This window comes from Mycolicibacterium boenickei, from assembly GCF_010731295.1.
GTDB classification, from domain to species: domain Bacteria; phylum Actinomycetota; class Actinomycetes; order Mycobacteriales; family Mycobacteriaceae; genus Mycobacterium; species Mycobacterium boenickei.
In genome coordinates, this window is the sequence record NZ_AP022579.1 from 117,041 (window position 1) to 142,947 (window position 25,907).

The following is a 25,907-nucleotide window of genomic DNA, read 5'->3' on the forward strand; positions in this document are numbered from 1 at the left end:
TTGAGCGCGCTCCGAGCAAGCGGAGGCATAGAGTTCCCTCAAGAACCAGAGAGAATTCTCAGGAAGCAGGCGCGTTGCCATGGCACGCGCACCACCCTGCCGGCGCTCTGGCAATCCCCGAATCATCGTTTTCCCCAACCATTCTCGGTCCCGTTCCGCGCAGCTCCCGGCCGCACGCCAAGCAGGAGGGCGCCGCCGCTGGCGCAATGTCCGGCAAACCCACCTCGAACGACACGTCTCACTGGTAACTTTCGAGCCCTGTGACCCACACGTGACACGCGTCACATTTTCTTGTTCGCGGCAGCCGCGGGCCACAGACGTTGCGGCTGCGCCGAATCACCACGATCACCGAACCACCACGGTGGAGAAAGAAGGCATGAAAAATGAAGGGTCGGGGGCAATGCGGTTCATCTCGTTGGGGGCCAATGTTGTTGGCTGGCGGCGTCGTCGTCGCGGTATCGGCGGGGGTTACGGTCAATACCCCAGCGCCTTCCTACACCGCCGCCGTTCGCCTGGTCGGCACGACGATCGGCGTCGGGGCGTCTTACGACGCGTTCGGGTTGAGCATCCCGGTGTTCTTCTACGGGAGTGTCATTCCCGAGGGCGACTCGTATCACACCGTTCCCTATCCGGCTCAGATCAGCGTGAGCATCCCGATCATCTCGGATCTGCCGGGGCTGTCCGACCTTCCGTACTGGACGCAGTCCCTGAAACGATCCGAGGCGATCGGCGCCGGGTATCTGCTGAAGGACATCGCCGCGGTGGCCGCCGGTGAAAAAGTGCGGATCATCGGCGTATCGCAGGGCACGCAGGTCGCCGAGATCGCGCGCAACGAGATGTCCAAGATTCCGGATTATGTTGCCAATGCCCAGAATTACGAGTTCCTCCTGCTCGGGGATCCGTATCAGCCCAACGGCGGCATCCTGGCCCGCCTGTCGGCCTGGCGTGACCTGCCGGTATTGGGCGACATTTTCCCGCTCGGCCGGCCGGGACCATCCGACAGCCCGTTCAAGACCACCTTCTATCAAAACCAGTACGACGGCGTCGCCGACTTCCCGGCGTATTTCAACGTGCTGTCCATCGCGAACGCCATCGCCGGAATGGCATTCGGGCATGCGTTCCCGGGCTACGTGATGGAGTACCCCGACGCCCCCAACGCCGTCACCACCCAGGTCGGCAACACCACCTATGTCACGCTGCCCCAGTATCTTCCGCTGCTGGCGCCGCTGCGCATCCCCGCATCCCTGATCGGGGCAGAACGCTTCGTCGACGCCATCGATCCGGTGCTGCGGGTTTTGGTCGAGATGGGCTACGACCGCACCGCGGACCCCAGCCGGGTCAAGGAATTCAGCTGGACGATGCCCGAGGAGAAGGTGACCGAAGCGCTCGACGCACTGCCCGGCGCGTTCGAGCAGTCCTTGGCGATCCTCGGCGGCGAGAAGTACGTCCCCACGCTGCCGCAGCCCGTCGTCTCCGACGCCGAACCGGACACCCCGCTGCCCGAGCATCCGGCCGATCCAGTGGGCACCTCACCGGCAGAGCAGAGGCTGCGCAAGGCGATGGACGACATCGCGGCAGCGTTGTCCAACGCCACCCGGCCACTGGCCAAGGTGTTCCAGTCCTTCGGCGGTCGTACGCCAACGGCCGAGGTGACCGACACCACGGACAAGCCCACCGCCCCGGTCCATCGCCTGAACCGTTCGGCCAGAATGCAATTGGATCAGCCGCGTTCCGCTCCGGCGCAGCGGTTGAAGATGGTCCGGGACGCGCACAAGTCCGGCGAGAAGCCCGCTCGCGCCACCAAGCGTGCGGCCAAGCAGGCGACCAAGCAAGCCGCCAAGCAAGCCGCGAAAACCGGACACGATCAACGCCACGATCCGCCGAAGCGCAAGAGCAAGCGGGCGAGCTGACCGTCCGACGGCGGGCAGGGCACGGGCCGGATTACACTCCCGGCCATGGCCAGACCGCCGTCGGCTCCCGGCCGCACGATCCGCGGGCTCGACGCCGAACAGCGTCGCGCCCATCGTCGTGAGCAGTTGCTGGCGGCGGCGTTCGAGCTGATCGCGCGCGACGGCTACGCCAACACCTCGATCGAGCAGATCTGCCAGACGGCATACGTCGGCAACAAGGCCTTCTACGAGGTGTTCGACAGCAAAGAAGACTGCTACCTGGCCCTGCTGTCCCAGATAGCCGGACGGATCGAGGAGCGGGCGGTCCAGGCCCTGGCCGATGCGCCGGACGACCCCGACGAAACGGTCCATCGGCTGCTGTCGGCGTTCGCCCATGCTCTCGTCGACGATCCCCGGGTCGCGGTGGTGGCATTCGGGGAATGCGCGGGCATCTCGCCGCGGGTCGAGCGGCTGCGCCGTGAGAACCGCCGCTGGACAGCGGCCTTTCTCGAGAATCTCTGGCGGCAACGCGAGTTCCCCTGCCTACCGGACACCGGCGCGGTCGACTATCACGCGTTGGCGGTGTCCACCGTGGGCGGGCTCTTCGAGAGCGTGGCCGACTGGCTGCACGAGCGCGAGACCGACAGCGATACCCCGCCGACCATCGACACGTTGATCGGCAATCTGGCGAGCTTCGTCGGGGTGGTTCGCGCCGGAATCGCGGCGTCGGTGCGCTGATTCTGCAAACAATGGTTTGCAACAAGAGCTCTTGTTTCCAAAAGTGACGCTTGTCATACATCGCTACCCACTGGTAACTTTCCGGCAGCACGCGACGTGGCGTCCGTCACATTTCCCGGTTGACGCGCAGGTGGCGGGCCCAGATGTTCGGCCGCGCCATCCGGGCGGCCGCTCACCACGATGAGGAAGCGGGAACAGCCATGAGGGTTCGGGGGGAATCGTCGCGCCGGGCGCGACGGGAGCGCGGCACGCGGCGCTGGGGATCGATGCTGATGGCCGGCGGCGTCGTCGTCGCGGTGTCGGCGGGAGTCACGGTCAGCACGCCGGCGGCCACCTACAGCGCCGCGGTCCGGCTGATCGGCACGACGATCGGCGTCGGGCCCTCGTTCGACGGATTCGGTTTGAGCGTCCCGATGTTCTTCTACGGGAGCACGGTGCCCGAAGGCGACTCGTTCCACACCGTCCCCTACCCGGCGCAGATCAACGTCGACATCCCGATCATCTCCGACCTGCCCGGCCTGTCCGACATTCCGTACTGGCCTCACTCGCTGAAACGGTCCGAGCAGATCGGGGCGGGCTACCTCCAGCAGGACATCGCCAACACACCGGCCGACGAAAAGGTCACGATCATCGGCATGTCCCAAGGCACCGAGGTGGCTGAGATCGTGCGCGCCGCGATGTCCAAAGACCCGAATTACGTTGCCAACGCGGACAATTACGAGTTCGTCTTCATCGGCGATCCCTATCAGCCCAACGGCGGCATCCTGACCCGCTTCACCTCATGGAGCGATGTCCCCGTGCTCGGCGACCTCTTCCCGCTCGGCCGGCCCGGACCGTCCGACAGCCCCTTCAAGACGACCTATTACCAGAACCAGTACGACGGCTTCGCTGATTTCCCAGCCTATTTCAACGTCCTGTCCATCGCGAACGCCGTCGCCGGGATCTTGTTCCAGCATGTCTTCCCCGGCTATGTATTGGAGCATCCCGACGCCCCCAACGCCGTCACCACTCAGGTCGGCAACACCACATACGTGATGCTGCCCCAGTACCTACCGCTGCTGGCGCCGCTGCGCATCCCCGCGTCGGTGATCGGCGCGGAACGATTCGTCGACGCCCTCGACCCGGTGCTGCGGGTCTTCGTCGAGATGGGATACGACCGCACCGCAGACCCCAGCCAGGTCAAGGAATTCGGCTGGGTCACACCGCCGGAGAAATTTCAGGAAGCGCTCGACGAGCTACCGGCGGCGTTCGAGCAATCCTTGGCGATCCTCGGCGGCGAGAAGTACACCCCCACGCTGCCGCAGCCTGTCGTCTCGGGCACCGAACCCGAGACGCCGGTGACCGAACACCCGATAGACCCGGTGGGCACCTCGCCCTTCGAGCAGGGGGTGCGGCACTCGGTGGAGGATGTGGCGGCAGCGTTGTCGAACGCCACCCGGCCGCTGGCCAAGGTGCTTCAGGCCATCGGCGATGCCACCGCGCCGCACAAGACCGTCGACCCGGCCGACAGCCCGGCTCCGTTGGACACCAAGGCAGACAAGGGCATCACGGCCGACAAGGTTGACACCGAAGTCGGCAGCAAGGTTGCCGCCGATGCCAATGCCAATGCCAATGCCAATGCCAATGCCAATGCCAAGACCGACGCGAAGGCCGGCGACGAGCCGAAGTCCACACCGTTGGGCCGTCATCCCCGGACCCGCGCGGACTCCGTGAGCACCGATTCGGCGCCGCGACTGAAGGTGGTCCGGGACGGGGACAAATCCGACGAGAAGCCCGCCCGCGCCACGAAGCGGGCCGCCAAGCAGGCGGAAAAGCCGGCCGCGAAGTCAGCGAACGATCAGCACGACCGGCCCGCGAAGCACGACAGCAAGCAGGCTGGTTAGTTCTCCGACGGCGGGCGCTGCGGACGACGCTGAATCCGCAGCGCCTGCGTCGGCACCTGAAGATCGGTGGTCGGCGGGGCGGCCAGCACCGTCGTCGAATCCTCCTTCAGGCGCACGATTCTCGGCACCGACGCCGCCCGGGGTTGCCGCGCGATGGTCGGCGGAGCGGACTCTTCGACCGCAGGCTTCGCGGGCACGACCTCCGTCGGTGGTTCGGGCGCCGGTTTGGCCGAACGGGTTTCGCGTCGCACCAGATACCCGGCGAACGGCCCGGTGAACACCATCACCGCCAGCACGAGCAGGCTCAGCACGGCCACGGTGACATCGAACGTGCTGGTGATCTGCTGGGCCAGGTTGTTGCCGTAGATCGCCGCAGGCGCGGGCCCGGCGTAGCGCGGTGCCAGGGCCACCCCGATGGCCACGTTCGCCACCGTGAAGACGAACAACACCGCGCTGAAGGCGGCGGCGACCGTCGTCGACGTCACCCCCCGATCGAGCTGACGGTGCAGCCACCGTGCCACCAGTGCGGTGACCAGGTTGAACACCGTCATCGCGACGGTGTCGTACAGCGCCCGTGGAAGATCGAGCGACAGGGCGATCAGGAAATCGACGACCCGCAGCGCCGCCGCCGCGAACGCCCAGAAGGCGATCAGCGTCAGGCACTTCTGCGCGGCACCACGGTAGGCACCGATGGTGGGCGGCTTGATCAGGAAGACGGCGTACAGCGTCGTCGGCGCCACGATCGCGGCGGCGGCCGCCCAGGCGAGGTAGCCCTCGTAACCCACGGCCGCCGTCGAGGTGTTCTGGGCGATGCCATGGAAGGCGTCGATGTCGCGGCCGATACCGGCAAGCCACACCAGGGTGGCGGCGATCGCGCCCGAGACGCCGATGGCCGTGGTGGCCAGCCGCGCCGCGCCGGTCCGCTCGGTCAGCCAGCGCGAGGCGATGACCAGGGCGATCATCGCCTCCGCCCCGTAGAGCAGGGTGGTGACGATGACGGCGATGTCGTGGCCGCCGAACTCGACCTGGGTGACGAACAGGTACCGCAGCCGCCAGTACAGGTTGAATGCGACCGACAGCGTCGCCAGCGCGATCGAGAGGAAACCGATCACCCGGGCTACGGCATACCAGCGGCGAAACTTGTTGTCCTCGACCGTGATCGACGTGATGGGCGGCTGCCCGGCCAGCAGTGCGCCCGCGACGCCCAGCAACATGCCCGGCCCCACCCCCGGCGGCACGGCGCCCGTCCCGCCACTGCTCACCGTCTGCGCCAGGTGGTAGCCGACGAAACAGACGACCACGACGAGGTAGGCGGCGCTGAGCACAAGCCGGATGCGGCTGGTGCGGCGGACGTCCGAGGTGGGAGCGGCCAGGCGGAACGGCCCCGCGTGCGGCGCCACCGCGGCACCGATGGCCAGCAGCGTCACGACGGCCAGCAGGACGAACGTCGACCCCGCACTGCCGGGGACACCGAGGCCGAATTCCAGGTTCCACGGGAGCAGCATCGCGACGACGAGCAGCACCACGGCCAGACCGTCGCGCACCCGGTTGGTACGGGTGGGCACGTAGCCGACCCGCTGGGGACGCTCCGCGGCCCGCGCGGCCATGGTCGCCACCTCGACGGTGGCGGACGCGTCGTAACGCTCGTCGCTCACGTACCGATTCCTCTCTATGAGTGACAACGCAGCGGGACTCAACCAGCGTGCTCACTTTTGCTCCGACGCACAAGCAGCGCTGGCAGCCGCATCGTTTGACCACCAAGGTCCGTCGCAGCTGTGCGGTAGCTTGGATTTGTCCGTCGGGGCTCGTACAACGTGCAAGAAGCAAGGAGTGGAACCGTGGACGTAGTCCTCGGGGTGGCGGTCACCGGGCGTGTGGCGCGCTTGGCCATGGTCGGATCCCCCGCGAGTGGCGGCCAGGTTCTGGACCAATACGCGCTCGACCTGCCCGACGACCTCGTGGCCGAGATGTCGGAGTTGGCCGAGACCATCATCGGCACCTTCCGGGCGGTGACCGAATCGGGTAACCAGGTCGCCGCGACCCGATTGTGCGTTCCCGACGATTCAGCCGCCGACACGTTGCGTCAGACAGTGCTCGACGCGGGCGTGCCGAACGTCGAGCTGGTGACCGAGGCCGAGGCCGCCGCGGCCCTGGCCCGCAGCGTGGGTGCCGACGCCGCGTTGCTGCTCGCCGATGACGACACCGTGTCACTCACCGTGGTCGGCGAGAGCAGTGAGGCACCAACTTCCACGTTGGCCACCATGCCGATCGGCACCGCCGGGCCCGCGGCCGCGTGCGCCGCGGTGCTGCAGCGGGTACCCGCCGACGAAGCACCGACCCGCGTGCTGTTGGTCGGGCAGCGCCTCGATCTTGATTCCGTTGCGGCAGAGCTTCGTTCGACCGCACCGGTCGAAGTCGCGCCCGACGCGGGCTTCGCGATCGCCCGCGGCGCCGCACAACTGGTCGGCGATGTCGCCCCGGCAAGTGCCTCCACGCAGATGGCACCCATCGTCGGTGTGCCACAGGATCCGACCCAGATGGCGCCCGTGTCGGAGGCCACTCAGATGGCGCCTGCCGCCGCGGACGCGACGCAGATGGCCCCGGCCGCCGGCGATGCCACGCAGATGGCCCCGGCCGCCGACGCCACCCAGATGGCACCCGCCCGCGCTGACTCCGCGGCCGTCGGCCCGGATCTGGCGTACTCGCAGGAACCCGAGGACGAACCCTGGGCCGACGAGATGCCTATGGACGCGGTCAACGAGTTCGTCCCCGAGCAGGACGACGACGCGGACTACACGACCGTCATCGCACCGCCGCCGCCTCGGATGCTGTTGATGGGCAGCGCCATGGCCTTCGTCGTGGTGAGCTTCGCCACGCTGGCCACCGCGGTCGCCATCAATGTCCGGCCGGCGGCCGACGTGCGCGCCCAGCCTGCACCCACCGAGCAGGCCGCGACCGTACCCGGCAACTACCTTCCGCCGGTGCCGCACGAGCCGGATCCGGTGGCACTGCCCGTGTCCGTTCTCACCCCGCCACCCGCCGCTCCGGCCGCGCCCAGGGTGCGCACCGACACCGGCAACCAGCCGCCTGTGGTGGCCCCGCCGGCCGCACCTCCCGCCGTGCCTGCTCCTCCGCCGGTCGAGGTCTCGCCGGGGCCCGTTCCGGTGCCCGTCCCGATTCCGTTGCCCGTTCCGGTCCCGCTGCCGCCGGTGGTGTGGCCGACGGTTCCGACGTGGGTGCCGACGACCCCGCCGACCACGACGACGGTCCCGCCCACCACCACTACGACGAAACCGCCGACGACCACGACGACTCCGCCCACAACCACGACGGCGCCTCCGACCACGACCACCGCACCGCCGACCACAACGACAGCTCCTCCGACCACGACGGCGCCGCCCACCACGACTGTCGCCCCGCCGACCAAGACCTCGGAACCTCCCATCGAGGTGCCGACCCACACCGTGCCGACGTACACACCCCCGGTCGAACAACCGACCATCGAGGCTCCCGCGACGCAGGCCCCGGTCACGACGATGCCGCAGTATCCGTCGGGCGGAGGGTCCTCGTCGAGTGAAGGGGGATCCTCCGGCGGCGGATTGTTCGGTGGCGGAAGCGGCTCGAGCAGCGGAGGCAGCGGCGGACTGTTCGGCGGCGGTAGCGGCTCCGGTGGCTCGCCGGTGACGACGATGCCCGTCAGCCCGTAGCTCCCACCCGAAAGGAACGCCGCAGTGCCCAAGAAGCGTTGGAACGACCTGTCCCCCACCGCCAAGACGGCCGTCATCGTCGTGGCTGCGGCCGATGCCGGGCTGCGCGCCTGGGCGCTGCGCGACCTCGCCGGGCGCGAGCCGAGCCGGATCAACGGACCGAAGTGGTTGTGGGGCAGCGCACTCGGGCTGCTGACCACCTCAGGTGTGCTGCCCGTGGCCTATCTGGTGGTCGGGCGTAGGTCCTGACCAGGCGGCCAGGACCTACGTGCCCTTCACGTTCATGACCTGACGCAGCTCATGCTCGATCTCGATGAGACTCGCGGCGTCCGCCATCACCACGTCGATGTCCTTGTACGCGTCGGGAATCTCATCGATCCATTCCGCGCCGTGCCGATACTCGATACCCCGCATCCGTTGCGCGAGGTCATCGGCGGTGAACCGACGACGCGCCTCGTTGCGGGAGAAGCGGCGGCCGGCGCCGTGCGGCGCTGAGCACAACCCGGCAGGGTCGCCCTTGCCGCGCACCACATATGACCGAGTTCCCATGCTGCCCGGGATCAGCCCCATGACGCCGGTGTGCGCGTCGATCGCACCCTTACGCGTCAACCACACATCCCGGCCGCCGTGGTGTTCCTTGCGGGTGTAGTTGTGGTGCGTGTTGATGCGCTCGACCTCGAAATCGCCTGCGGTGTGCAGCCGGCTCATCTCGGCATAGCCCATCCAATCGGCGAAGACCGACATGTAGCGGTCCATCATCTCGGCGCGGTTCTCGAACGCGAATCGCTGTGCCCAGTTGAGGTCCCGCAGATACTCGGTGAATTCCTGGGTGCCCTGGGGCAGGTAGGCCAGGTCCGGGTTGGGCAGGTCGATCCACCACCGCTTCATGAGCTTCTGCGCGATCTTGATGTGCTTCTGGGCGATCTTGTTTCCCACCCCACGGGAGCCCGAATGCAGGAACAGCCACACCCGATCCGCCTGGTCCAGGCAGAGCTCGATGAAGTGGTTGCCGCCACCGAGGGAGCCGAGTTGCTCGCGCCACTTGGGCGAGTGCGCAAGGTCGATCCCGCCATCCCTGGCCAGATGCTCGAGATCGGCGATGCGGCCCTGCGTGAACGGGAACCGAGCGAGCGAGTCGTTGTAGTTGCCCGGCGACAGCGGAATCGTCGCCTCGATCGCCGTCCGCAGCGCCGCCAGGTCCCGGCCCTGAAGGTCGGTGGCGGTGAATTCCGTGCGGGCAGCGATCATCCCGCAGCCGATGTCGACGCCGACCGCCGCCGGGATCACCGCGTCGATCGTCGGGATCACCGTGCCGACGGCGGAACCCTTGCCGCTGTGGGCATCTGGCATCAGCGCAACATGGGGATGCACGAACGGCATCGAGGCGGTCTGCTTCGCCTGCTCGATGGTGTTGTCGTCGATGTGGCTGGCGAAGTTCACCAGCTTGTGGTCGGCGACCTGGTGCGCGGTCATGACGTCGATTCTCCCGACGCTGTCGAGTTGTTTCTCCGTCCTCACTACACCGCACTCGGTGGGTAGACAACGTTCGCTCGGGTTGCCGACCTGGTTTACCCCGGCGGTCCTGCGGGAATCACTGACCGGCGGGTTTCCGGATTTTCCCTGCGTACAGACCGATCGACCCGTTCTCGACAGTGTTGCGTGGCGCATTACTTGCGCCACGATTTGACGAGAAGCGGTACCGGCGCGCCAAAATATAGTTCGAATTGCTTAGGAATCGTCGGCACCGGGGGTCCGATGAAACTTGGATGGTATGTGTTCATGCACCGCCCAGACGGTGGCGTGATGCCGATCGCTGGGTTCTGGCGCAAACGCACCGCGCTGCGGTGGGTCGAAGAGAATGCCGAACCGGACCAGCAGCTGGAGATCCATCGGTTCAACTGGTGGTCAGCCGACGCTGCCGGTCAGCGGAAGGCATCGGACCCGGCGAGCGGATGTCCGAGGTCCGACGACCGCCGGTAGGCGCCAACCTGGGCATTGCACCCTCAGAAACCAAACAGGCCCCCTCGAAAGGGGGCCTGACTTGGGTGGCAGATGCAGGATTCGAACCTGCGTAGGCGTAAGCCGACGGATTTACAGTCCGCTCCCATTGGCCGCTCGGGCAATCTGCCTGGTTTCGCCCCGCCCCGTTTCCGGTTTGGTGCGAATAGCAGGGTACAACGAGGACCTACCCAAGTTACAAACCGGCAGTTCATGTGCGACGAGGGCCACATCCCCGCGGCGCCGCCGGTGTGGGCCTTCGACCGCCGCAAATGGATGTACCTAAGCTACAAGCAGGCACTATTCACCGAGGGAATGAGGAGGGGCGTCCAATGGCGGATTCCAGCTTCGACGTCGTCAGCAAGGTCGACCGTCAGGAGGTCGACAACGCGCTCAACCAGGCGGCCAAGGAACTGTCCACCCGCTTCGACTTCCGCGGCACCGACACCACCATCGCCTGGAAGGGCGAGGAGTCGATCGAGCTGGTCAGCTCCACCGAGGAGCGCGTCAAGGCCGCGGTCGACGTGTTCAAGGAAAAACTGGTCCGCCGCGACATCTCGATGAAGGCCTTCGACGCCGGCGAACCGCAGGCCAGCGGCAAGACCTACCGGGTGACCGGCGACATCAAGCAGGGCATCACCAGCGAGCAGGCCAAGAAGATCACCAAGATCATCCGCGACGAGGGCCCCAAGGGCGTGAAGGCGCAGATCCAGGGCGACGAGATCCGGGTCAGCTCGAAGAAGCGCGACGACCTGCAGGCCGTCATCTCGCTGCTCAAGGGTTCCGACCTGGACGTGGCGCTGCAGTTCGTCAACTACCGCTGAGCCGTGCCGAGCGTGCACGAAATGCCGGCCGCGAGCGGCGCGCCGGGCAACAGACGCGCACGCTCGCGGTGCAGGGGGTGGGCGCTCACGCGCTGGTTTCGGCCGCCGTCACCGTGTAACGGCTGGGCCGGTGCGTCAGCCCGTAGTGCCCGCGCAGGGTCGTCGCGGTGTAGTCGGTGCGAAACAGTCCGCGCCGCTGCAGGATGGGCACCACCTGCTCGACGAAATCCTCCAGACCGCCGGGCAGATACGGCGGCATGATGTTGAAGCCGTCGGCGGCGCCCTCGGCGAACCACAGCTCCAAGTTGTCGGCCACCTGCTCGGCGGTCCCGGCGAAGGTCCGGTGTCCGCGACCGCCACCGAGTTTGGCGATCAGCTGCCGCACCGTCAGCGACTCGCTGCTGGCGAGGTCCTTCACCAGTTGATAGCGGCTCTTGTTGCCCTGGATCTGCTCGATGGGCGGCAACGCGGGCAACGGGGCGTCGAGCGCGTGCGCGGTCAGGTCCACACCCAGCATCTGCGACAGCTGACGCAACGAGTACTCGGGCGAGATCAGATCGGTGAACTGCTGTTCCAGCTCTACCGCGGCCTGCTCGGTGGGACCGATGAACGGCACGATGCCGGGCAGGATCTTCACCTCGTCGGCGCTGCGGCCGAACTTCACCGCGCGGGCCTTCACGTCGCGGTAGAAGGCTTTGCCGTCGGCCACCGAGCGCTGCGCGGTGAAGATCGCCTCGGCGTACCGCGCGGCGAAGTCCTTCCCCGACTCCGAGGACCCGGCCTGCACCAGCAGCGGCCGGCCCTGCGCCGAGCGCGGGGTGTTCAGCGGGCCACGGACCGTGAAGTGCTCGCCGTCGTGGTCGATGCGGTGGACCCGGTCCGGATCGGCGAAGATCCCGCTGGCCTCGTCGAGGACCAGGGCGTCGTCTTCCCAGCTGTCCCACAAGGCCGTTGCCACGTCGACGAATTCGGTGGCCCTCCGATAGCGCCCGGCGTGGTCGGGGATGCCCTCGACACCGAAGTTGGCGGCCTCGTCCTCACCCGCCGAGGTGACGATGTTCCATCCGGCCCGGCCTCCGCTGATGTGATCGAGGGAGGCGAAGCTGCGGGCCAGGGTGTACGGCTCGATGTAGCCGGTGGTCGCGGTCGCGATGAGGCCGACGCGCTCGGTGACCGTCGCCATGGCGGTCAGCAGCGTGATCGGTTCGAAGATCGCCTGGGTGTTGTGCTTCACCCGCGGACCCACCGCCAGCCCGTCGGCGAAGAACACCGAGTCCAGTTTGCCGCGTTCGGCCAGCTGGGCCAGCCGCTGGAAGTGCTTGACGTCGGTGAGGTTTCGTACGTCGGTGCGCTCGTGGCGCCACGCTGCTTCGTGGTGGCCGACACCCATCAGGAATGCGTTGAGATGCAGTTGGCGTGGCAATGGTTCCCTTTCCTAGGTGGTGGCGCGCCAGCCCGACAAGCGCTTTTCGATGGCCACCACGATGCCGTTGAAGATGACGCCCACCAGAGCGATCGTGACGATGCCGGCGTACATGTTGGGGATCTGGAAGTTGAGCTGCGACGCGGTGATCAGATAGCCCAATCCGGCTTTGGCGCCGACCATCTCGGCCGCGATCAGCACCAGGATCGACGATGCCGCCGCCATACGTAAACCGGTGAAGATGGTCGGCACCGCTGCGGGCAGGATCACCTTCTGGAACAGCCGGATCGGGGAAAGCCCCAGGGAGCGTGCCGATTTGATCAGCAGCGGGTCCACCGTTCGGACCCCGGAGATGGTGTTGAGCAGGATCGGGAACGACGCCGCGTAGATCACCAGCGCGACCTTGGACGTCTCGCCGATCCCCAGGATCAGGATGAACACCGGCAGCAGTGCGAGTGCGGCGGTGTTGCGGAACAGCTCCAGGATCGGGTTGAGGAACTCGGCGACCGGTCGGTACCAGGCGATCGCCACGCCCAGCGGGATGCTGACCGCGATCGCGATGGCCAGGCCGGCCAGGGCCCGCGACAGGCTGGCTGAAACGTGCTCCCACAGCTGGCCGTTGTTCAACAACGTGAACCAGGCACTGACCACCTCGGAGAACGGCGGCAGAAAGACCTTGTCCACCAGCCCGATCCGCGGCGCCACCTCCCACAGCGCCAGGAACCCGGCGACGACGACCGTCGCGCGCAACACCCGCCACGCCAGGGCCTGCAGGCGGCGGCTGCCGTGCTCAGGCTCCGGCGACGTCGGGGGCGCCTCGACCGGTGCTTCGACGGGCGACTCGGCGGGTGCCACGGCGATGGCGCTAGACATGTTGGACCTCCTCGGACCGGGCGCGTTCCACCTCGTCGTGCAGAAGCGACCAGATGTGGTGGCGTTGCGCCCGGAATCCCTCGCTGGAGCGGATGTCGTCGGTGTTGCGGTCGATGTCGACCTCGACGATCTTCTTGATCCGGCCCGGCCGCGACGTCAGCACGGCGACCCGCTGGCCCAGGTACAGCGCCTCGTCGATGCCGTGGGTGATGAACAGGATGGTCTTGCCGGTGGCCTGCCAGATTCTCAGCAGCTCGTCCTGCAGGGATTCGCGGGTTTGGGCATCCAGCGCGGCGAACGGCTCATCCATCAGCAGCACCTCGGGGTCGAACGCCAGGCTGCGGGCGATCGCGACGCGCTGTTTCATTCCACCGGACAGTTCGTGCGGATAGCGGTCGGCGAAGCCCTGCAGCCCGACCAGCTCGAGATACTCCTCGGCCCACCGCCGTCGCTCCGCTGCGGGTAAACCCTTTGCTTCCAGCCCGAATTCGATGTTTCTGCGGGCGGTACGCCACGGCAGCAGCGCGTACTGCTGGAAGACGATGCCCCGATCCAGGCCGGGTCCGGTGACCGGCTTGCCGTCGAGCAGGATCTCCCCCGACGTCGGCTCGGTCAGCCCGCCGAGCAGGTCCAGCAGGGTCGACTTGCCGCAACCGCTGGGCCCGACCAGCACCAGGAACTCGCCGGCCGTGACATCGATGCTGATGTCCTGAATTGCGGTGAAACCGGTCTTCTCACCGCGGATCGGGAACCGCTTGGTGACATTGCGCAGCCGCAGCTTGGGCTGCGCGCTCTGGGCCTGTGTACTCACTTGTGCGCCAACACTTTCCCGTCGGGGCCGGCGCCGTCGGGATAGGTGCCGTTGGAGTAGGGGTTGAACTCGTTGGTGTAGAGGTCCTTGGCCTTGAGCTGGCCTTCCTTGAGCTCACCGTTGCGGACCAGCCAATCGATCCAGGTCTGCAGTTCGCGCTCGGCGATCACCGCACCGGGCACCGGAACCCCCGAGCTGCGCCAGTACTGGATGGTCTTGGTGTCCTCGTTGCGTTTGCGTTTGTTGATGATCTCCTCGAACTTGGCCACCACTTCGGCTCGTGGGGTCACCTGGGCCCAGCGGATGGCCCGCGCCGTGCCTTGCACGAAATCGGCCACCGCGTCCCGATTCTTGGCCACGAAGTCGTCACGGACCACGTAGGTGCCGTAGCTGAACGCCCCGAACAGCGACTTGTCGGTGAACAATGGCCGGATCCCGCCGCGTTCGGTCGCTGTCTCCCGCCAGATGGTGTTGAGGGCAGCGACGTCGATCTGCTTCTCACGCAGCGCCTGCTCGGTGTTCACCGGGGGCACCACGGTGAGGGTGACGGTCTTGATCTCGTCATTGGTCAATCCCTGCTGCGCCAACCACTCCCGGGTGAGGAATTCGTGATGGGCGCCCAGCGTGTTCATCCCGACCTTCTTGCCGATCAGGTCCCGCGCCGAGTGGATCGGGCTGTCCTGCAGCACGAAATAGCCGGTGTATTCACCGTCATCGGCGCCGTACGAACTGAGCACCGAGGTGATCGGTGCGCCGGCGGCGTTGAGTTTGACCACCGCACCGTTGAACGCAGAACCCACGTCGATATCGCCGGTGGCCACGGACTGGATGTCCTGCGGCCCGCTGGTGGTGTTGCCCACCCAATCGAGCTTGATCTTCTGGTAGTAGCCGAGTTCCTCGGCCAGTTCCTGGAACTCCACCTCACCGGCCCAGCCCTGATACCGCACCACGGTCTTGCCGTCTTCGGTGCGCGCCGATTCGCCGGACGAGCCACACGCGGTCAGTACCAACACAAGTGCGCTGAGCATCGCCGGTACCGAGCTGAAAAGGCGCATGGCCGTCGTTCCCCCATGGAGTCGCACTGATTGGTGCGGCTCATGGTGGCAACAAACGCGGGCTGGGTAACCCTTTAGCCTCGCGAAGAATCGAAAGACTCAGTGCCCGCGATCAGGCGCCGCCGAACTGTGGCTGCAGCACCGGGGCCAGCGCAGAGAGCGGAATGTGCGCCTGCACGGTCCCGCCGTCCATCGACCACTGCATCCGGCCCGGCGTGAAATCGACCGGGGAATCGCGACCAACCGGGTAGTCCGGCATGTAGAGGATCAACTCGTCGGGTGTCAGCGCCCAGGCCTTGTAGCCGCCCGAGTACACCTTGTCCGGCGTCCAGCGGTCCGGCGTGAATGGATAGGTGCCGGGCTGGTGTGGCGGCGGGGCGGCATCAAGCGCGGCCACGATGAACGGCTCACCCAGGCGCGGGATCTCGGCCCGGTGATCGACACCCGGTTTGAACAGGTCGGCCAGTTGGACCTGGCGCCCACCCGCGAACGTGAAGGTGCGGTAGGCGTCGCTGACGATCGGCGCGTTCGGGTGGGACAGCGCGTCGGTGCCGACCGTCCCGGAGTACATCTCGTGGAACACGGCCGTCGTCGCGTCGCCGTGCTGGAAGATCTCGAATTGCTCTTCGCCGAAGCTGTCGTGAGCCATCTTCTGCGCGGCAGTGCGCCAGTTGTTCATCAGGTTGGTCAGGTACTGCCGGATGACCGGGTTGTCCACCAGATCGCCCGGCAGCGCCATCTTGATGTCACGAACCGCGTTCCGGTCCGAGGTCACCGACGCGTGGCAGGACTGCCCGTCCCACTGTCCGGCCAGCTCGTCACAGAACGATGCCGCCGAGGCCGAAGCGGTCGGGGCTGTCGTGACCACCAACGAGCCCGCGACCAGGGCCGCCGCGCCGATCAGCTTGCCGATACGCATCACGGGCCCGCTCAGGCGAGTTCCACTTTGCTTGCGCGCCATTGCCCGTCGACCTTCTCCATCGTCATCTTGATGCGGCTGCGGTCGATCCGCGGGTCGGGAACGGTGGTGTTGGACACCGACTGGTCGACGAACAACAGCACCACGACCTTGTCCTTGCTCGCCGACTGCACGGCCGACTCCACCACCACGCCATGCGCGGACGCCTTGTTGTCGATGAGCAGCTGCCGCAGCTGCATGCTCGACTGCGAGTACATGTCCTTGAACTCGCCGGTCGCGCCGGCGAGCACCTGGTTGAAGTTCTCGTCGACCTTGTTGGAATCGATGCTGGTCAAGATCTGGGCGTAGCTCACCGCGGCGTCCTGCGCCTGCTTTCCGGCCTGCGCCACCTGGCGGCCCTGCCATGCGTTCCATCCGAGGAAGCCCGAAAGTGCCAGTGCGGCAATGAACACCGCGGCCAGCGCACCCACGAGCACCCGGCGGCGCCAGCTCGGTCTGTCGGCCTCGGCTTCCGTCTCTTCTTCGGCGTCGTCTTCGGCCTCGTCTTTGCCCTCGGTCTCGTCGGCCTCGGATTCGGACTTTTCCTCGGTCTCCGACTCGGCTTCGGTCTCGTCTTCGGGCTCGACGACCTCTTCGGCCGTCTCTTCGATACCGATTGCGTCGTCGACGGTTTCGGCCTTCTCGTCGTCTGCGCGCTTGTCAGCAGTCACGGTCACCGTCATCTCCTTTGGGTGAGGTTGGGTGGTCAGCGGGGCGGTTCGATCGGCAGGGTCGGACCGCCGTAGGGAGTCGGAATGGTGTAACGCCCCCGCGGTGTCGGGTCGGTGGTGCGGCCGAGATCAGCCCCGGGCGGCGGGCCGGCCGTGTCGTCATCTGCCGGCCGCGGTGCGTTCTTGGCACCGCGGACCAGGACGCCCGGATGATCGTCCCGACAATAGGTGTACATGTAGGGCTCCGGGTAGTCGGCCGACGCCGGTGGCCGGCGCGGTGTCCCGTAGTCACACGTGTAACGCGGGTAGATGTCGGCGGTGGCCCACAATCCGTTGTCATGCATGACACTGCCCAGCGCGTCGAGCACCGACGTGCGGTAGTTCGGGAAGAGCGCATTGAGCGCAGGCACCCGCAGATACAGCAATTGCGAAGTGCTGGCGAGGCTTCCGAGCAGCTGCACCATGGTGTCGGAGTTGTCGGCGAACAGGTTGTCGACTGAGTTCAGCGCTCCCGGCGTCTGATTCGTGAGGCGACGGAAGCCTTCCCGCATCTTGTTGATGCCGTCGAAAGTCGAGTCGAGATTGTCCGACGCCACGGCGACGCCTGCGTTCTTCTCCGACATCAGGTTGAACACCACCCGGCTGTTGCGCAGCACGCTCACCGTCTCGGGCAACACCGAATCGAGGGTCGAGAGAAGGAATGTGCCGCCGTCGATGACATCGCGAAGCTTGCCCGGACCGGCCTGCGACATGCTCAGTTCCTTGCGGATCACTTCGAGCTTGCTGGTATCCACCTGCGCCAGCGCGCCGTCGGCGTCGGCGAGCAGCTGGGCCAGGCTGACCGGCACGGTGGCCTTGCCCAGGCCGATCACGCTGCCGTCGGTCAGGAACGGGCCGTCTGCCGAGTTGGCCGCGAAGTCGATGTACTGCTCACCGGCCGGGGACAGCCCGGACACCCGCACGTCGCTGGACTTCGGGATGGGCACTGCCGAATTCACGTTCACCACCGCCTGGACACCGGTGGGCGTGATGTTGAGCCGTTCCACCTTCCCGACCCGCACGCCCCGCAACGTGACGTCCTGATTGGGCAGCAGGCCTGCCGATTCCGGCAATTCGATGGTGATGCGGTAGCTGGAGTCGAAGGGTTTGACCCGCAGCGCGCCGATCATCAGGTACGCGCCGGCCACGACCAATGTCATCACCAGCGCTCCGGCCGAAAGCCAGGAGCGACGCCGGTACCCGGCCCGCACCACGCCGACCACGAAATCCGCGAGTGCGTTGATCATCGCGGCGCCTCCGCCGATGCAGGAGCGGGAGCGGGAGCGGGCGGAGCCTCGGGGGGCGGTACCGCACCCGGCGCCTCCGGAGGTGCCACGGGAGCCGGAATGATCTCGCCCGGTTCGGTGGGGCTGGGGATCACCGGCATCTGCGGCACCGACGGGCCGCGGCCGACGACACGCTCCTGCAGCCGCAGCAGCGTGTACTGCAGCGAGCCCACGAGCTGATGCCAGTTGTACCGCTTGGGGCCGTGCAATCCCGAGTCACCGGCGAACCCGATATCGGGAATTGAGCCGAGAATCAGCCGGTCGATGCTGGCGCGCACCGAAAGACCGCTGCCGGACGTCGCTTTCACCAGCGGCGGCATCAGCCGGTTGAGCGCATACAGCGAGGCATCCGGAGCCAGCGCCACATCGTTCCACGCGCCCGCGACCTTGTCCGCATCGGCGATCACGCTACGGCCGCTGGCGTCGGTGCCCGCGATCGACGGGAACTTGCGCAACTGTGCCGAGGTGTCACCGATCTGGGTGATCAGATCCGCGATCTGGGTGGTGTGCTCGGCCAGCGTGTCGGTCGCCGGGCCCGCGGCGTCCATCAGCTCACTGACCGTCTGGTTCTTGGCCTCGATCTGCTGCAACAACCGCGACGTCTCGGTCATGGCATCCGACAGTTGATCGGACCGCGCGTTCAGGGTGCCCAGCGTGTGGTTGGTCTTCGAGATCAGAGTGCCGAACGCCTGGCCCTGGTCACCGGTGGCCTTACCGAGGCCGTTGATGATGTTGGTGAAGTTGCGGACCGCGCCGCCGTTGACCAGGATCGCCGCCGACCCCAGCAGGGATTCCACGGTCGCGGCGGCCCGGGTGTCATCCAGGCCGATGGTGTCGCCGTCCTTGAGCAGGGGCGCGTTCGGGTCGACCGGAGTGGGCGGCCTGACCGAGACGAACACGTCACCCAGCGGTGTGGCCGAACGCAATTCGGCGGTGGTGCCACGGGGCAGCCGGACACCGTCCATGATGCGCAGCGTGGTCACGGCGGTGTAGTTGCTGGCCACCATCGACTCCAGCTCGCCCACGTCGGCACCGGCCAGCTTCACCTTGGCATTGGCAGGCAGGTTCAGGGCATTGGAGAAGATCGCGGTCAGCTTGTAGCCGCCCGAGCCGACGCCGGGAGCCGGCAACGGCAGGCTGGCCAGGCCTTCGGAGGCACATCCCGAGAGGGTCAGGCAAGCCACCATCACCACGGGCAGAACGTATTTGCGCACCGGTTTGATCATCGCTGTCCCATCGCCGCCATGCCGTCGAGCATGTAGGACAGCCCGAAGTCGGGACCGAAGTCCTGCACCGTTCCGGTGCTGCATCCCAGCTGCCGCAGCCCCATCATGTTGCAGACCTCCTTGACGGTCTGCGAATCGAACAGCACCTTGTCCACCAGGACGTGTGCCCGCGCCGAACCGTTCTTCTGATCGACGATGTTGTAGATGTTGTCCAGCGTCATCGGAGCGAGATCGAGAAACTCCGCGAGGTCCCGGCGCTGGTCCACCGAAGTGGTCAGTGCGGTGTTGCCGTTGAGGACAATCTGTTTCACCTCGTCGCGGTGGGCCTGCAGCACCTCACCCACCTGCGTGATCACCTGATTGATCTTGTTGCCGGTGGTGCCGCTGCCGAAGTTCTCGTCGGCCAGGATCTGGCTGAGCTGGCGCACGGTCGACCCGAACTCGCGCAGGGTGGCGTCGTTGCGGGAGGCCGCGTCGAACAGCGAGCTCAGGTTGCGCACGATCGTGGTGAGCTGATCGCGGGTCACCGCTCCCCGATCGGAACTGAGCCGCAACGCGTCTGACAGTTCACCGAGGGCGTCCTTCATCTGCTGACCGTTTCCGTCGGCGATCGCGGCGCTGGCGTTGACCACGTCGGCCAGAGGTCCGTTGCCCTTTCCGTCGCCCTTCAGCGAGGACGACAACTTGTCCAGCACGTCGAGCACCCGGGCGAACTCGACCGGGGTCTTGGTCCGGTTCAGGCCGATCGTGTCGTGGTTCTGCAGGGTCGGCCCGCCGTGGTAGGCCGGGGTCAGTTCGATCTGGCGGTCGGTGAGGATCGAATTGGAGATGGTGACCGCTTGCGCGTCGGCCGGCACCGAGACGTCCTTGTCGACGGTGAACTCGACCTCGACATAGTTGCCCTTGGGGGTGATCTTGGTGACCCGGCCGACCTGCATGCCGAGCACGGCCACCGTGTTGCCCTCGTAAAGACCTGCCGCGCTGTCGAACTGGGCGGTCACCGTGATGGTGTTGGTGCGGTCCTTGAGGAACCACCAGCCGGCGCCGGCCACCGCGGCGACCAGCACCGCACCGGCCACGCACACCGCCAGTAGCTTGCTACGGATCAGGCTCATTTGCAGTCCTTGTAGTACTGGATCATGTTGAACTGCTTGGCGCGGCCGCTGATCGCACACATCCAGGAGTCGATCAGCAACCCGTTGCCGACGTGCATCTCCCCTGCGTTGCCGTTACCGGTGGCGTTGGCGAGTCCGCGCAGGGCCACCGGGCCGGACTGCAGCACGCTGCGCAGCAGATCGTCGTGCTGGCCCAGCATGTTCGACAGGTCTTTGAGATTGGTGAGCAACTGCTCGAGCTGTGGCCGGTCGTCGACCACGATGCCGGTGAGGGTCTGGACCAGGTTGGTCAGGGCCGCCAGCATGGCCTGGAATGAGGCGCGGCGCTGGACGAATTCGCCGACCAGGTCATTGCCCTGGGTCACCAGGTTGCCGATGGTGGACTGCTGACGACGCAGAGTGTTGCCCACGATATCGGTGGTCTCCAGCAGAGATCCGAGTTGGTCGCGCCGGTCGGCGATGATGGTCGCCAGCGTGTGGGTGTTCTGCAGCGCCCGCGGCACCACCGCAGGCAGACCTTCCATCTGCTTGCCGAGGATGCTCAGCGTCTGGGCGAACTTGTCGGAGTCGACCTGTTCGAAGGTGGTCGTGACATCCCCCAGCGCCTCCTGCAGGTCATACGGCACCTCGGTGTGGCTGAGATCAAAGGTGTTGTCCGGCAGAGAGTCTGAGCCAGCGGGCTGCAGTGCCAGATACCGTGAGCCCAGGATGGTGGTGATCTTGATGACGGCCCGGGAGTCCTTGCCGAGCGGAACGTCGTCGCGCACCTTGAGTTTGGCCTCGACGTGGTCGCCGGCCAGCTTCATGCTCTTGACCTCGCCCACCGGCATGCCGGCAACGGTGATCGGGTTACCCGCCTTGAGCGCGGCGGCCTGCTGAAACCGCGCGGTGTACTGCCGGTAGCCGACATCGGCGACCTTGACGATCAGCATCGCCCCGATCAGCACGGTCACCACGGTGACCGCGATGATCCCGAGCCAGGTCCGGTTGTAGCTCTCCAGCGGACGGCGGGGTTTCTTCCGCGGCTTCGGGACGGTCGGTGTCTCGACCTTCGTGAGTTGGTCAACCATTGGCCATGTTCCTGCACTTGGGGGTGTACTGCGCCTTGTTCCCCGGGGTGGCGGCGTCGACGATGATCGGGGTGACGTCGTTGAGGCCGGGGAAGAATCCCGTCGCATTCAGGTCACACGCGTAGGTGGTGGCGTACGCGCCCTCGTTGGTCATCCGGGCGAATCCCTTGAGCAGCAACGGCAGATTCGCACCGGCGAACGCGAGCTGCGGTTCGATACCCACCATGTGCGAGACGAAGCCGGGTTGGCGGGTCACGAGCTCGTTCAGCGACGGGTACACCTGATCGCTGATGGTCGACAGCTGCTGCACCACCTTGGAGATCGAACCCAGCGAGTTCACCATCTCGGGCCTGCGGGCGTCGAATGTGGAGACCATGCCCCGGGTTTGGGTGATCACCTCGTCGAGGCTGTCATTGTGCTGGGCCAGATTCTTGGCCACCGCGTTCAGGTTGTTGATCACCTCGCCGAGTTCCTGATCCCGGCCGGCGAAGGAATCGGTCAACTGCGCGGTCTGGTCGACCAGCGCGACGATGGATGCGTCGTCGCCCTGCAGCGAGGCGATCACCCCTTTGGTGAGGTTGTCGGCATCACGCGGGTTGAGCACGCTGAACAGCGGCTCATAGCCGTTGAGCAACGTCCCGACGTCGAACGACGGATCGGTCTGTTCGACCGGGATGACACTGCCGGCCTTGAGCGGGCCCGGGTCGCCGAGGTTCCCCAGCGACAGCCCCAGATAGCGCTGGCCGACGATGTTCTGGTAGGTGACCGAGGCGACCGTGCGCCCGTACATGGGCTGGTTGTCCTGCACCACGAACGACACCTTGGCCAGGGCGCCCTGCAGTTCGATCTTCTCGACCCGGCCGACCCGGACCCCGGCCATCCGGACGTCGTCACCCTCACGCAGGCCGAACACGTCGGAGAACAGCGCCGCATACGGCACTGTCTTGCCCGCCACGTCTCGGCGCAACGTGACATAGACGAGCCAGGTCAGCACCAGCGCGACCACCATGAACAGGGACAGGCCTATCGCCGCACCGCGGTATTTCATCGGCCTCCCTCTCCCGAAACGGACTGTGCGGCAGCGGGCGCGGCCTCTGCGGGCAGCAGCGGACCCGCAGGCGCCGGAGCGGGTGCACCTCCCGGAGGCGGTGCCGACCCCGGGATCGATGCCGCCGGAGGCGCGCCTCGGGCCGGGGTGCCACCGGGGCGACCGGCGACAGCGGCACCGGCGGCGGGGGCGTCGGGGCCAGCGCGGGATTCGCGGTCCCCGGGACCGGGCCGGACGGCGGCATCCACGGTGGCAGCGGCGGATTCGGGTCGGCCAGGTTCGGGTTCGGGTTCACCAGTGGCGGACCGACCGCGACCAGGTTCCCGTTGGCGCCCAGCGCCGTGCCTGGAGGTGGCGCGAGGTCGGCAGGCGGCTGATAGTTCTCCGGCAGCAGCACATCCGGCAGCGAGGGCCGGGTGGGCACCAGCGGGGCGGTGAAGCAGCTGGGTCCCTTGAGGCCGGCGTACTGGGGGCAGTCGGCCCGGGTGTAGGCGTAGCTCGGTGTCAGCGACAGGTTCACCCGCATGTTGCCGAAGTCGTGGTCGGGCATCCAGACGTGCTCGAAGAACTTGCCCGACAGCTGATTCAACTTGACGAAGGCCGGCACCCAGTTGTTGGACGTATCGGCCAGCACGCCCAGGACCGGGGTCAGGTTCGAGGTGGTCTTGACCAGCTGATCGGTGTGGTTGTCGAGCGCGGTGTGTGTCGTACCCACGGTGTTGATCCCGCCGTTGATCATCGTGTTCAGCTGGTCTCGCTGTTCGACCAGGGTCCGCATCGGCTGCACCGCCTTGTGCAGGGCATCGAGCAGGTCCGGCGCGGTCTGCTGCAGCCCGCGGGTCGCATCGACCAGGGCGGAGACCGTCGTCGAGTCGGGTTCGGTGGCCACCACCGCGTCGAGCTGATCGATCAGCCGGTTCAATTGCGCTCCGCTGGTGAGCAATTCGTTGCGACGGTTCTCGGTCGCGGCGTTCACCGCGGCCAGGATGCCCACCGTCTTGTCCTCACGACCACGCCCGGTCGCGGCCAGCACGTCGCGCAGCTTGCTGATCGTGGTCTGGAACAACACCGTCGGCAGTTCGGTGTCCTCCGGGATCTGGGCACCCGCGGCGATCGGCGCCCCTGCGCCCCTATCGACCAGCTGCACCGACGACACCGCGAACACGTTGCTCGGCACCACACGTGCGGTCACCGTGTTCGGGATGGAGGACGCATATTCGGGTTTGAGATCGATGTGGACGAAGTTCGGGTCGCCGTTGGCAGCCGGGACCACATCGTCGACCATCCCGACGAGCACACCGTGGTACTTCACGTCGGACCGCTGCGGCAGCCCGTCACCGACGTTGACCAGTGCGGCCACCACCGGCACCCGGGCATCGAGCCGCCCCGTCGCCTTCACCAGAAGGAACGTCGAAACCAGCACTGCGACAACAAGTACCGCGGCACCACAGCCGAGCAGCTGACGGTCGCTCGGGCCGCGGCCGTCCATTTCCAGCGAGTTGCCCATCTAGCCGCCGAACCTCGCTCCTGAATCGACCGTCCACAGCGCCATCGTCAGCAACATGTTCACGATGACCACCACGGTGATGCTGGCGCGCATGGCATGGCCGGCGGCCACACCCACGCCCACCGGGCCACCCGAGGCGTAGAACCCGTAGTAGCACTGCACCGTGGAGGCGATCCACACGAAGATGACCGCCTTGAGCACCGAGTAGAGGATGTCCTGCCCGGACAACATGAGGGTGAAGTAGTGCAGGTAGGAGCCGCTCGAGCCGCCGCTGATCAGGAAGACCACCACCTGGGTGGTCAGATAGCTCACCGCCAGGCACAGGGCGTAGAGCGGGATCACCGCGATCACCGCGGCCATCAGCCGGGTGGTGACCAGGTACGGGATCGGGCGAATGGCAATGGAATCGAGCGCGTCGATCTCCTCGGCGATGCGCATCGAGCCCAGCTGCGCGGTGAACCGGCAGCCGGCCTGCGTCGCGAAGGCGAGCGAAGCGGCGATCGGCGCCAGCTCGCGGGTGTTCACCAACGACGAGATGATTCCGGTTGCCGGGCCGAGCCCCAGCAGATCGAGAAAGTTGTAGCCCTCGATGCCGACGAGAGCTCCCATGGTGATGCCCAGTACCACCGCGACGCCGATGGTGCCGCCACCGACCACGAGTGAGCCGTTGCCCCACGCGATGTCGGAGAGCAGCCGGACGAATTCTCCGCGGTAGTGCCGCAGCACGACGGGCACCGCGGTCAGCGCCCGGACGAAGAACACCATCATGTGGCCGAGCCGCATCACGGGCTTGGAGGCCCGCCGGTAGAGCCGGACCCAGGGTCCGAGCAGCGGTGGGACGAATGTCGAGGCCGTCATGTCACAGCCCTACTCGGGGGAACAACATGATGTAGAGCTGGCTGATCGCCACATTGACCACCATCAGCAACAGAATCGATTCCACCACCGCCGCGTTCACGGAGTTCGCGACGCCGGTCGGGCCGCCCTTGGTCGACAACCCCTTCTGGCACGACACCACCGCCACGATGGCGCCGAAGATCACCGCTTTCACCAGAGCCACGATCATGTCCCCGGTCGTGGCGAAGGAGGCGAAGGTTGCCACGAAGCTACCGGGGGCGCCGTTCTGGAAGTAGACGTTGAACAGGAAGCTGGCGAGGAAGCCGACGAAGCACACCACCCCGGTCAGCGCGACGCCGATCATGATCGCGGCGACGAAGCGCGGCACCACCAGCCGCTGGATCACCGAGACACCCATGACCTCCATGGCATCGGTTTCCTCACGCATGGTCCGCGACCCCAGGTCGGCGGTGATGGCCGACCCGACCGCGGCGGCCATCAGAACGGCCGCGACCAACGACGCGGCCTGCCGAATCACGGCCAGTCCGCTGGCCGCGCCGGCCAGCGACGTCGCACCGACCTGTCCGGCCAGCAGGGCGAACTGAATCGAGAGGGTCACGCCGATCGGCAGGGCCACCAACACCGTGGGGAGCACAGCCGTACCCGCCATGAAAGCGCCCTGGCGGACGAACTCCTGCCATTGGAAGCGGCCCGTGACAAGGTCGAGGAAAAGAATCTGGATGGTCCGGACTCCGAGCACGAACTGGTCCCCGACCGTGGTGAGCGAAGCCAGCGGATGACGCTTGGCATAACCGGTGGCCCAGTTCTCGATGGCGTCGATGCCCCGTTCCGACTCGACCCCATCAGCCACACTCTCGGGCGGCGCCGTCATCCTCTCTCATTAAGCAGCAGAACGAACACAGTCCAATCCCTCCCCAGGCCGAGATAT

Annotated in this window: 22 protein-coding genes, 1 tRNA gene and 1 pseudogene; 7 read left to right on the forward strand and 17 right to left on the reverse strand. The window is 66.6% G+C overall.

Going from position 1 to position 25,907, the window contains the following annotated elements; translation table 11 throughout:
• Positions 1–425 precede the first annotated feature (425 nt).
• From G6N57_RS00490 to G6N57_RS00500, 3 genes are all read left to right on the forward strand, one after another.
• Positions 426–1,910, forward strand: a complete 1,485-nt coding sequence (locus tag G6N57_RS00490; protein WP_077742385.1) for a PE-PPE domain-containing protein — start codon at positions 426–428, stop codon at positions 1,908–1,910.
• A 45-nt stretch (positions 1,911–1,955) separates the two neighbouring features.
• Positions 1,956–2,627 carry a TetR/AcrR family transcriptional regulator gene (locus G6N57_RS00495; RefSeq protein ID WP_077742386.1) on the forward strand — a complete coding sequence of 224 codons (672 nt, stop codon included), beginning with the start codon at positions 1,956–1,958 and terminating at the stop codon, positions 2,625–2,627.
• Positions 2,628–2,746: 119 nt separating this feature from the next.
• On the forward strand, positions 2,747–4,510 hold the full coding sequence (locus tag G6N57_RS00500; protein WP_234815645.1) for a PE-PPE domain-containing protein: 1,764 nt from the start codon (positions 2,747–2,749) through the stop codon (positions 4,508–4,510).
• On the opposite strand, the gene G6N57_RS00505 is transcribed toward G6N57_RS00500, so the two are convergent.
• On the reverse strand, positions 4,507–6,165 hold the full coding sequence (locus G6N57_RS00505) for a DUF7937 domain-containing protein (RefSeq protein ID WP_077742387.1): 1,659 nt from the start codon (positions 6,163–6,165) through the stop codon (positions 4,507–4,509). The two genes, G6N57_RS00500 and G6N57_RS00505, sit on opposite strands and share 4 nt — an antisense overlap.
• A 183-nt stretch (positions 6,166–6,348) precedes the next feature.
• Between G6N57_RS00505 and G6N57_RS00510 the strand changes: the two genes are divergently transcribed.
• The gene (locus G6N57_RS00510; protein ID WP_163646572.1) at positions 6,349–8,217 is read left to right on the forward strand and encodes a DUF7159 family protein; all 1,869 of its coding nucleotides are present in this window, start codon (positions 6,349–6,351) and stop codon (positions 8,215–8,217) included.
• Between the two features lie 24 nt (positions 8,218–8,241).
• Positions 8,242–8,466, forward strand: a complete 225-nt coding sequence (locus tag G6N57_RS00515; RefSeq protein ID WP_077742389.1) for a hypothetical protein — start codon at positions 8,242–8,244, stop codon at positions 8,464–8,466.
• 15 nt (positions 8,467–8,481) lie between these two features.
• Here G6N57_RS00515 and G6N57_RS00520 read toward each other — a convergent pair whose 3' ends face one another.
• The gene (locus G6N57_RS00520) at positions 8,482–9,690 is read right to left on the reverse strand and encodes an RtcB family protein (RefSeq protein ID WP_077742390.1); all 1,209 of its coding nucleotides are present in this window, start codon (positions 9,688–9,690) and stop codon (positions 8,482–8,484) included.
• A 330-nt stretch (positions 9,691–10,020) separates the two neighbouring features.
• Here G6N57_RS00520 and G6N57_RS00525 point away from each other — a divergent pair, with 330 nt between their 5' ends.
• The gene (locus G6N57_RS00525) at positions 10,021–10,197 is read left to right on the forward strand and encodes a hypothetical protein (protein WP_162563998.1); all 177 of its coding nucleotides are present in this window, start codon (positions 10,021–10,023) and stop codon (positions 10,195–10,197) included.
• Positions 10,198–10,263: 66 nt separating this feature from the next.
• Here G6N57_RS00525 and G6N57_RS00530 read toward each other — a convergent pair.
• Positions 10,264–10,346 (reverse strand) — tRNA-Tyr (locus tag G6N57_RS00530).
• A gap of 201 nt (positions 10,347–10,547) precedes the next feature.
• Here G6N57_RS00530 and G6N57_RS00535 point away from each other — a divergent pair.
• Entirely contained in the window at positions 10,548–11,039 is a 492-nt protein-coding gene (locus tag G6N57_RS00535; protein WP_077742392.1) for a YajQ family cyclic di-GMP-binding protein, read from the forward strand.
• Positions 11,040–11,124: 85 nt separating this feature from the next.
• On the opposite strand, the gene G6N57_RS00540 is transcribed toward G6N57_RS00535, so the two are convergent.
• From G6N57_RS00540 to G6N57_RS00605, 14 genes and pseudogenes are all read right to left on the reverse strand, one after another.
• A complete protein-coding gene (locus G6N57_RS00540) occupies positions 11,125–12,429 on the reverse strand; it encodes an LLM class flavin-dependent oxidoreductase (protein ID WP_077742393.1) in 1,305 nt (434 codons plus the stop codon).
• A gap of 45 nt (positions 12,430–12,474) precedes the next feature.
• Positions 12,475–13,335, reverse strand: coding sequence for an ABC transporter permease (locus G6N57_RS00545; protein ID WP_077742394.1), 861 nt, complete (start codon positions 13,333–13,335; stop codon positions 12,475–12,477).
• Positions 13,328–14,146 carry an ABC transporter ATP-binding protein gene (locus G6N57_RS00550; RefSeq protein WP_077742395.1) on the reverse strand — a complete coding sequence of 273 codons (819 nt, stop codon included), beginning with the start codon at positions 14,144–14,146 and terminating at the stop codon, positions 13,328–13,330. Before G6N57_RS00550 ends, G6N57_RS00545 begins: the two co-directional genes overlap by 8 nt.
• Positions 14,143–15,174, reverse strand: coding sequence for an ABC transporter substrate-binding protein (locus G6N57_RS00555; protein ID WP_234815657.1), 1,032 nt, complete (start codon positions 15,172–15,174; stop codon positions 14,143–14,145). Before G6N57_RS00555 ends, G6N57_RS00550 begins: the two co-directional genes overlap by 4 nt.
• A 139-nt stretch (positions 15,175–15,313) precedes the next feature.
• Positions 15,314–16,120, reverse strand: coding sequence for a DUF3298 domain-containing protein (locus tag G6N57_RS00560; protein WP_077742397.1), 807 nt, complete (start codon positions 16,118–16,120; stop codon positions 15,314–15,316).
• Between the two features lie 11 nt (positions 16,121–16,131).
• Positions 16,132–16,842, reverse strand: coding sequence for an Rv1363c family protein (locus tag G6N57_RS00565; RefSeq protein ID WP_077742398.1), 711 nt, complete (start codon positions 16,840–16,842; stop codon positions 16,132–16,134).
• 23 nt (positions 16,843–16,865) lie between these two features.
• Positions 16,866–18,116 (reverse strand): MlaD family protein, encoded by a 1,251-nt coding sequence (locus G6N57_RS00570; protein WP_077742399.1) that lies wholly within the window; start codon positions 18,114–18,116, stop codon positions 16,866–16,868.
• Positions 18,113–19,381: an MCE family protein gene (locus G6N57_RS00575; protein WP_077742400.1), complete on the reverse strand. Its 1,269-nt coding sequence runs from the start codon at positions 19,379–19,381 to the stop codon at positions 18,113–18,115. Before G6N57_RS00575 ends, G6N57_RS00570 begins: the two co-directional genes overlap by 4 nt.
• Positions 19,378–20,496 carry an MCE family protein gene (locus G6N57_RS00580; protein WP_065461741.1) on the reverse strand — a complete coding sequence of 373 codons (1,119 nt, stop codon included), beginning with the start codon at positions 20,494–20,496 and terminating at the stop codon, positions 19,378–19,380. Before G6N57_RS00580 ends, G6N57_RS00575 begins: the two co-directional genes overlap by 4 nt.
• On the reverse strand, positions 20,493–21,566 hold the full coding sequence (locus G6N57_RS00585) for an MlaD family protein (RefSeq protein ID WP_077742401.1): 1,074 nt from the start codon (positions 21,564–21,566) through the stop codon (positions 20,493–20,495). Before G6N57_RS00585 ends, G6N57_RS00580 begins: the two co-directional genes overlap by 4 nt.
• A complete protein-coding gene (locus G6N57_RS00590; RefSeq protein WP_065461743.1) occupies positions 21,559–22,614 on the reverse strand; it encodes an MlaD family protein in 1,056 nt (351 codons plus the stop codon). Before G6N57_RS00590 ends, G6N57_RS00585 begins: the two co-directional genes overlap by 8 nt.
• A pseudogene (locus tag G6N57_RS00595) lies at positions 22,611–24,121 on the reverse strand (MlaD family protein). Before G6N57_RS00595 ends, G6N57_RS00590 begins: the two are co-directional and overlap by 4 nt.
• The gene (locus tag G6N57_RS00600; RefSeq protein ID WP_077742402.1) at positions 24,122–24,979 is read right to left on the reverse strand and encodes an ABC transporter permease; all 858 of its coding nucleotides are present in this window, start codon (positions 24,977–24,979) and stop codon (positions 24,122–24,124) included. It lies immediately after the preceding pseudogene.
• 1 nt (position 24,980) lies between these two features.
• Positions 24,981–25,850 carry an MlaE family ABC transporter permease gene (locus G6N57_RS00605; protein WP_077742403.1) on the reverse strand — a complete coding sequence of 290 codons (870 nt, stop codon included), beginning with the start codon at positions 25,848–25,850 and terminating at the stop codon, positions 24,981–24,983.
• Between the last annotated feature and the right edge of the window lie 57 nt (positions 25,851–25,907).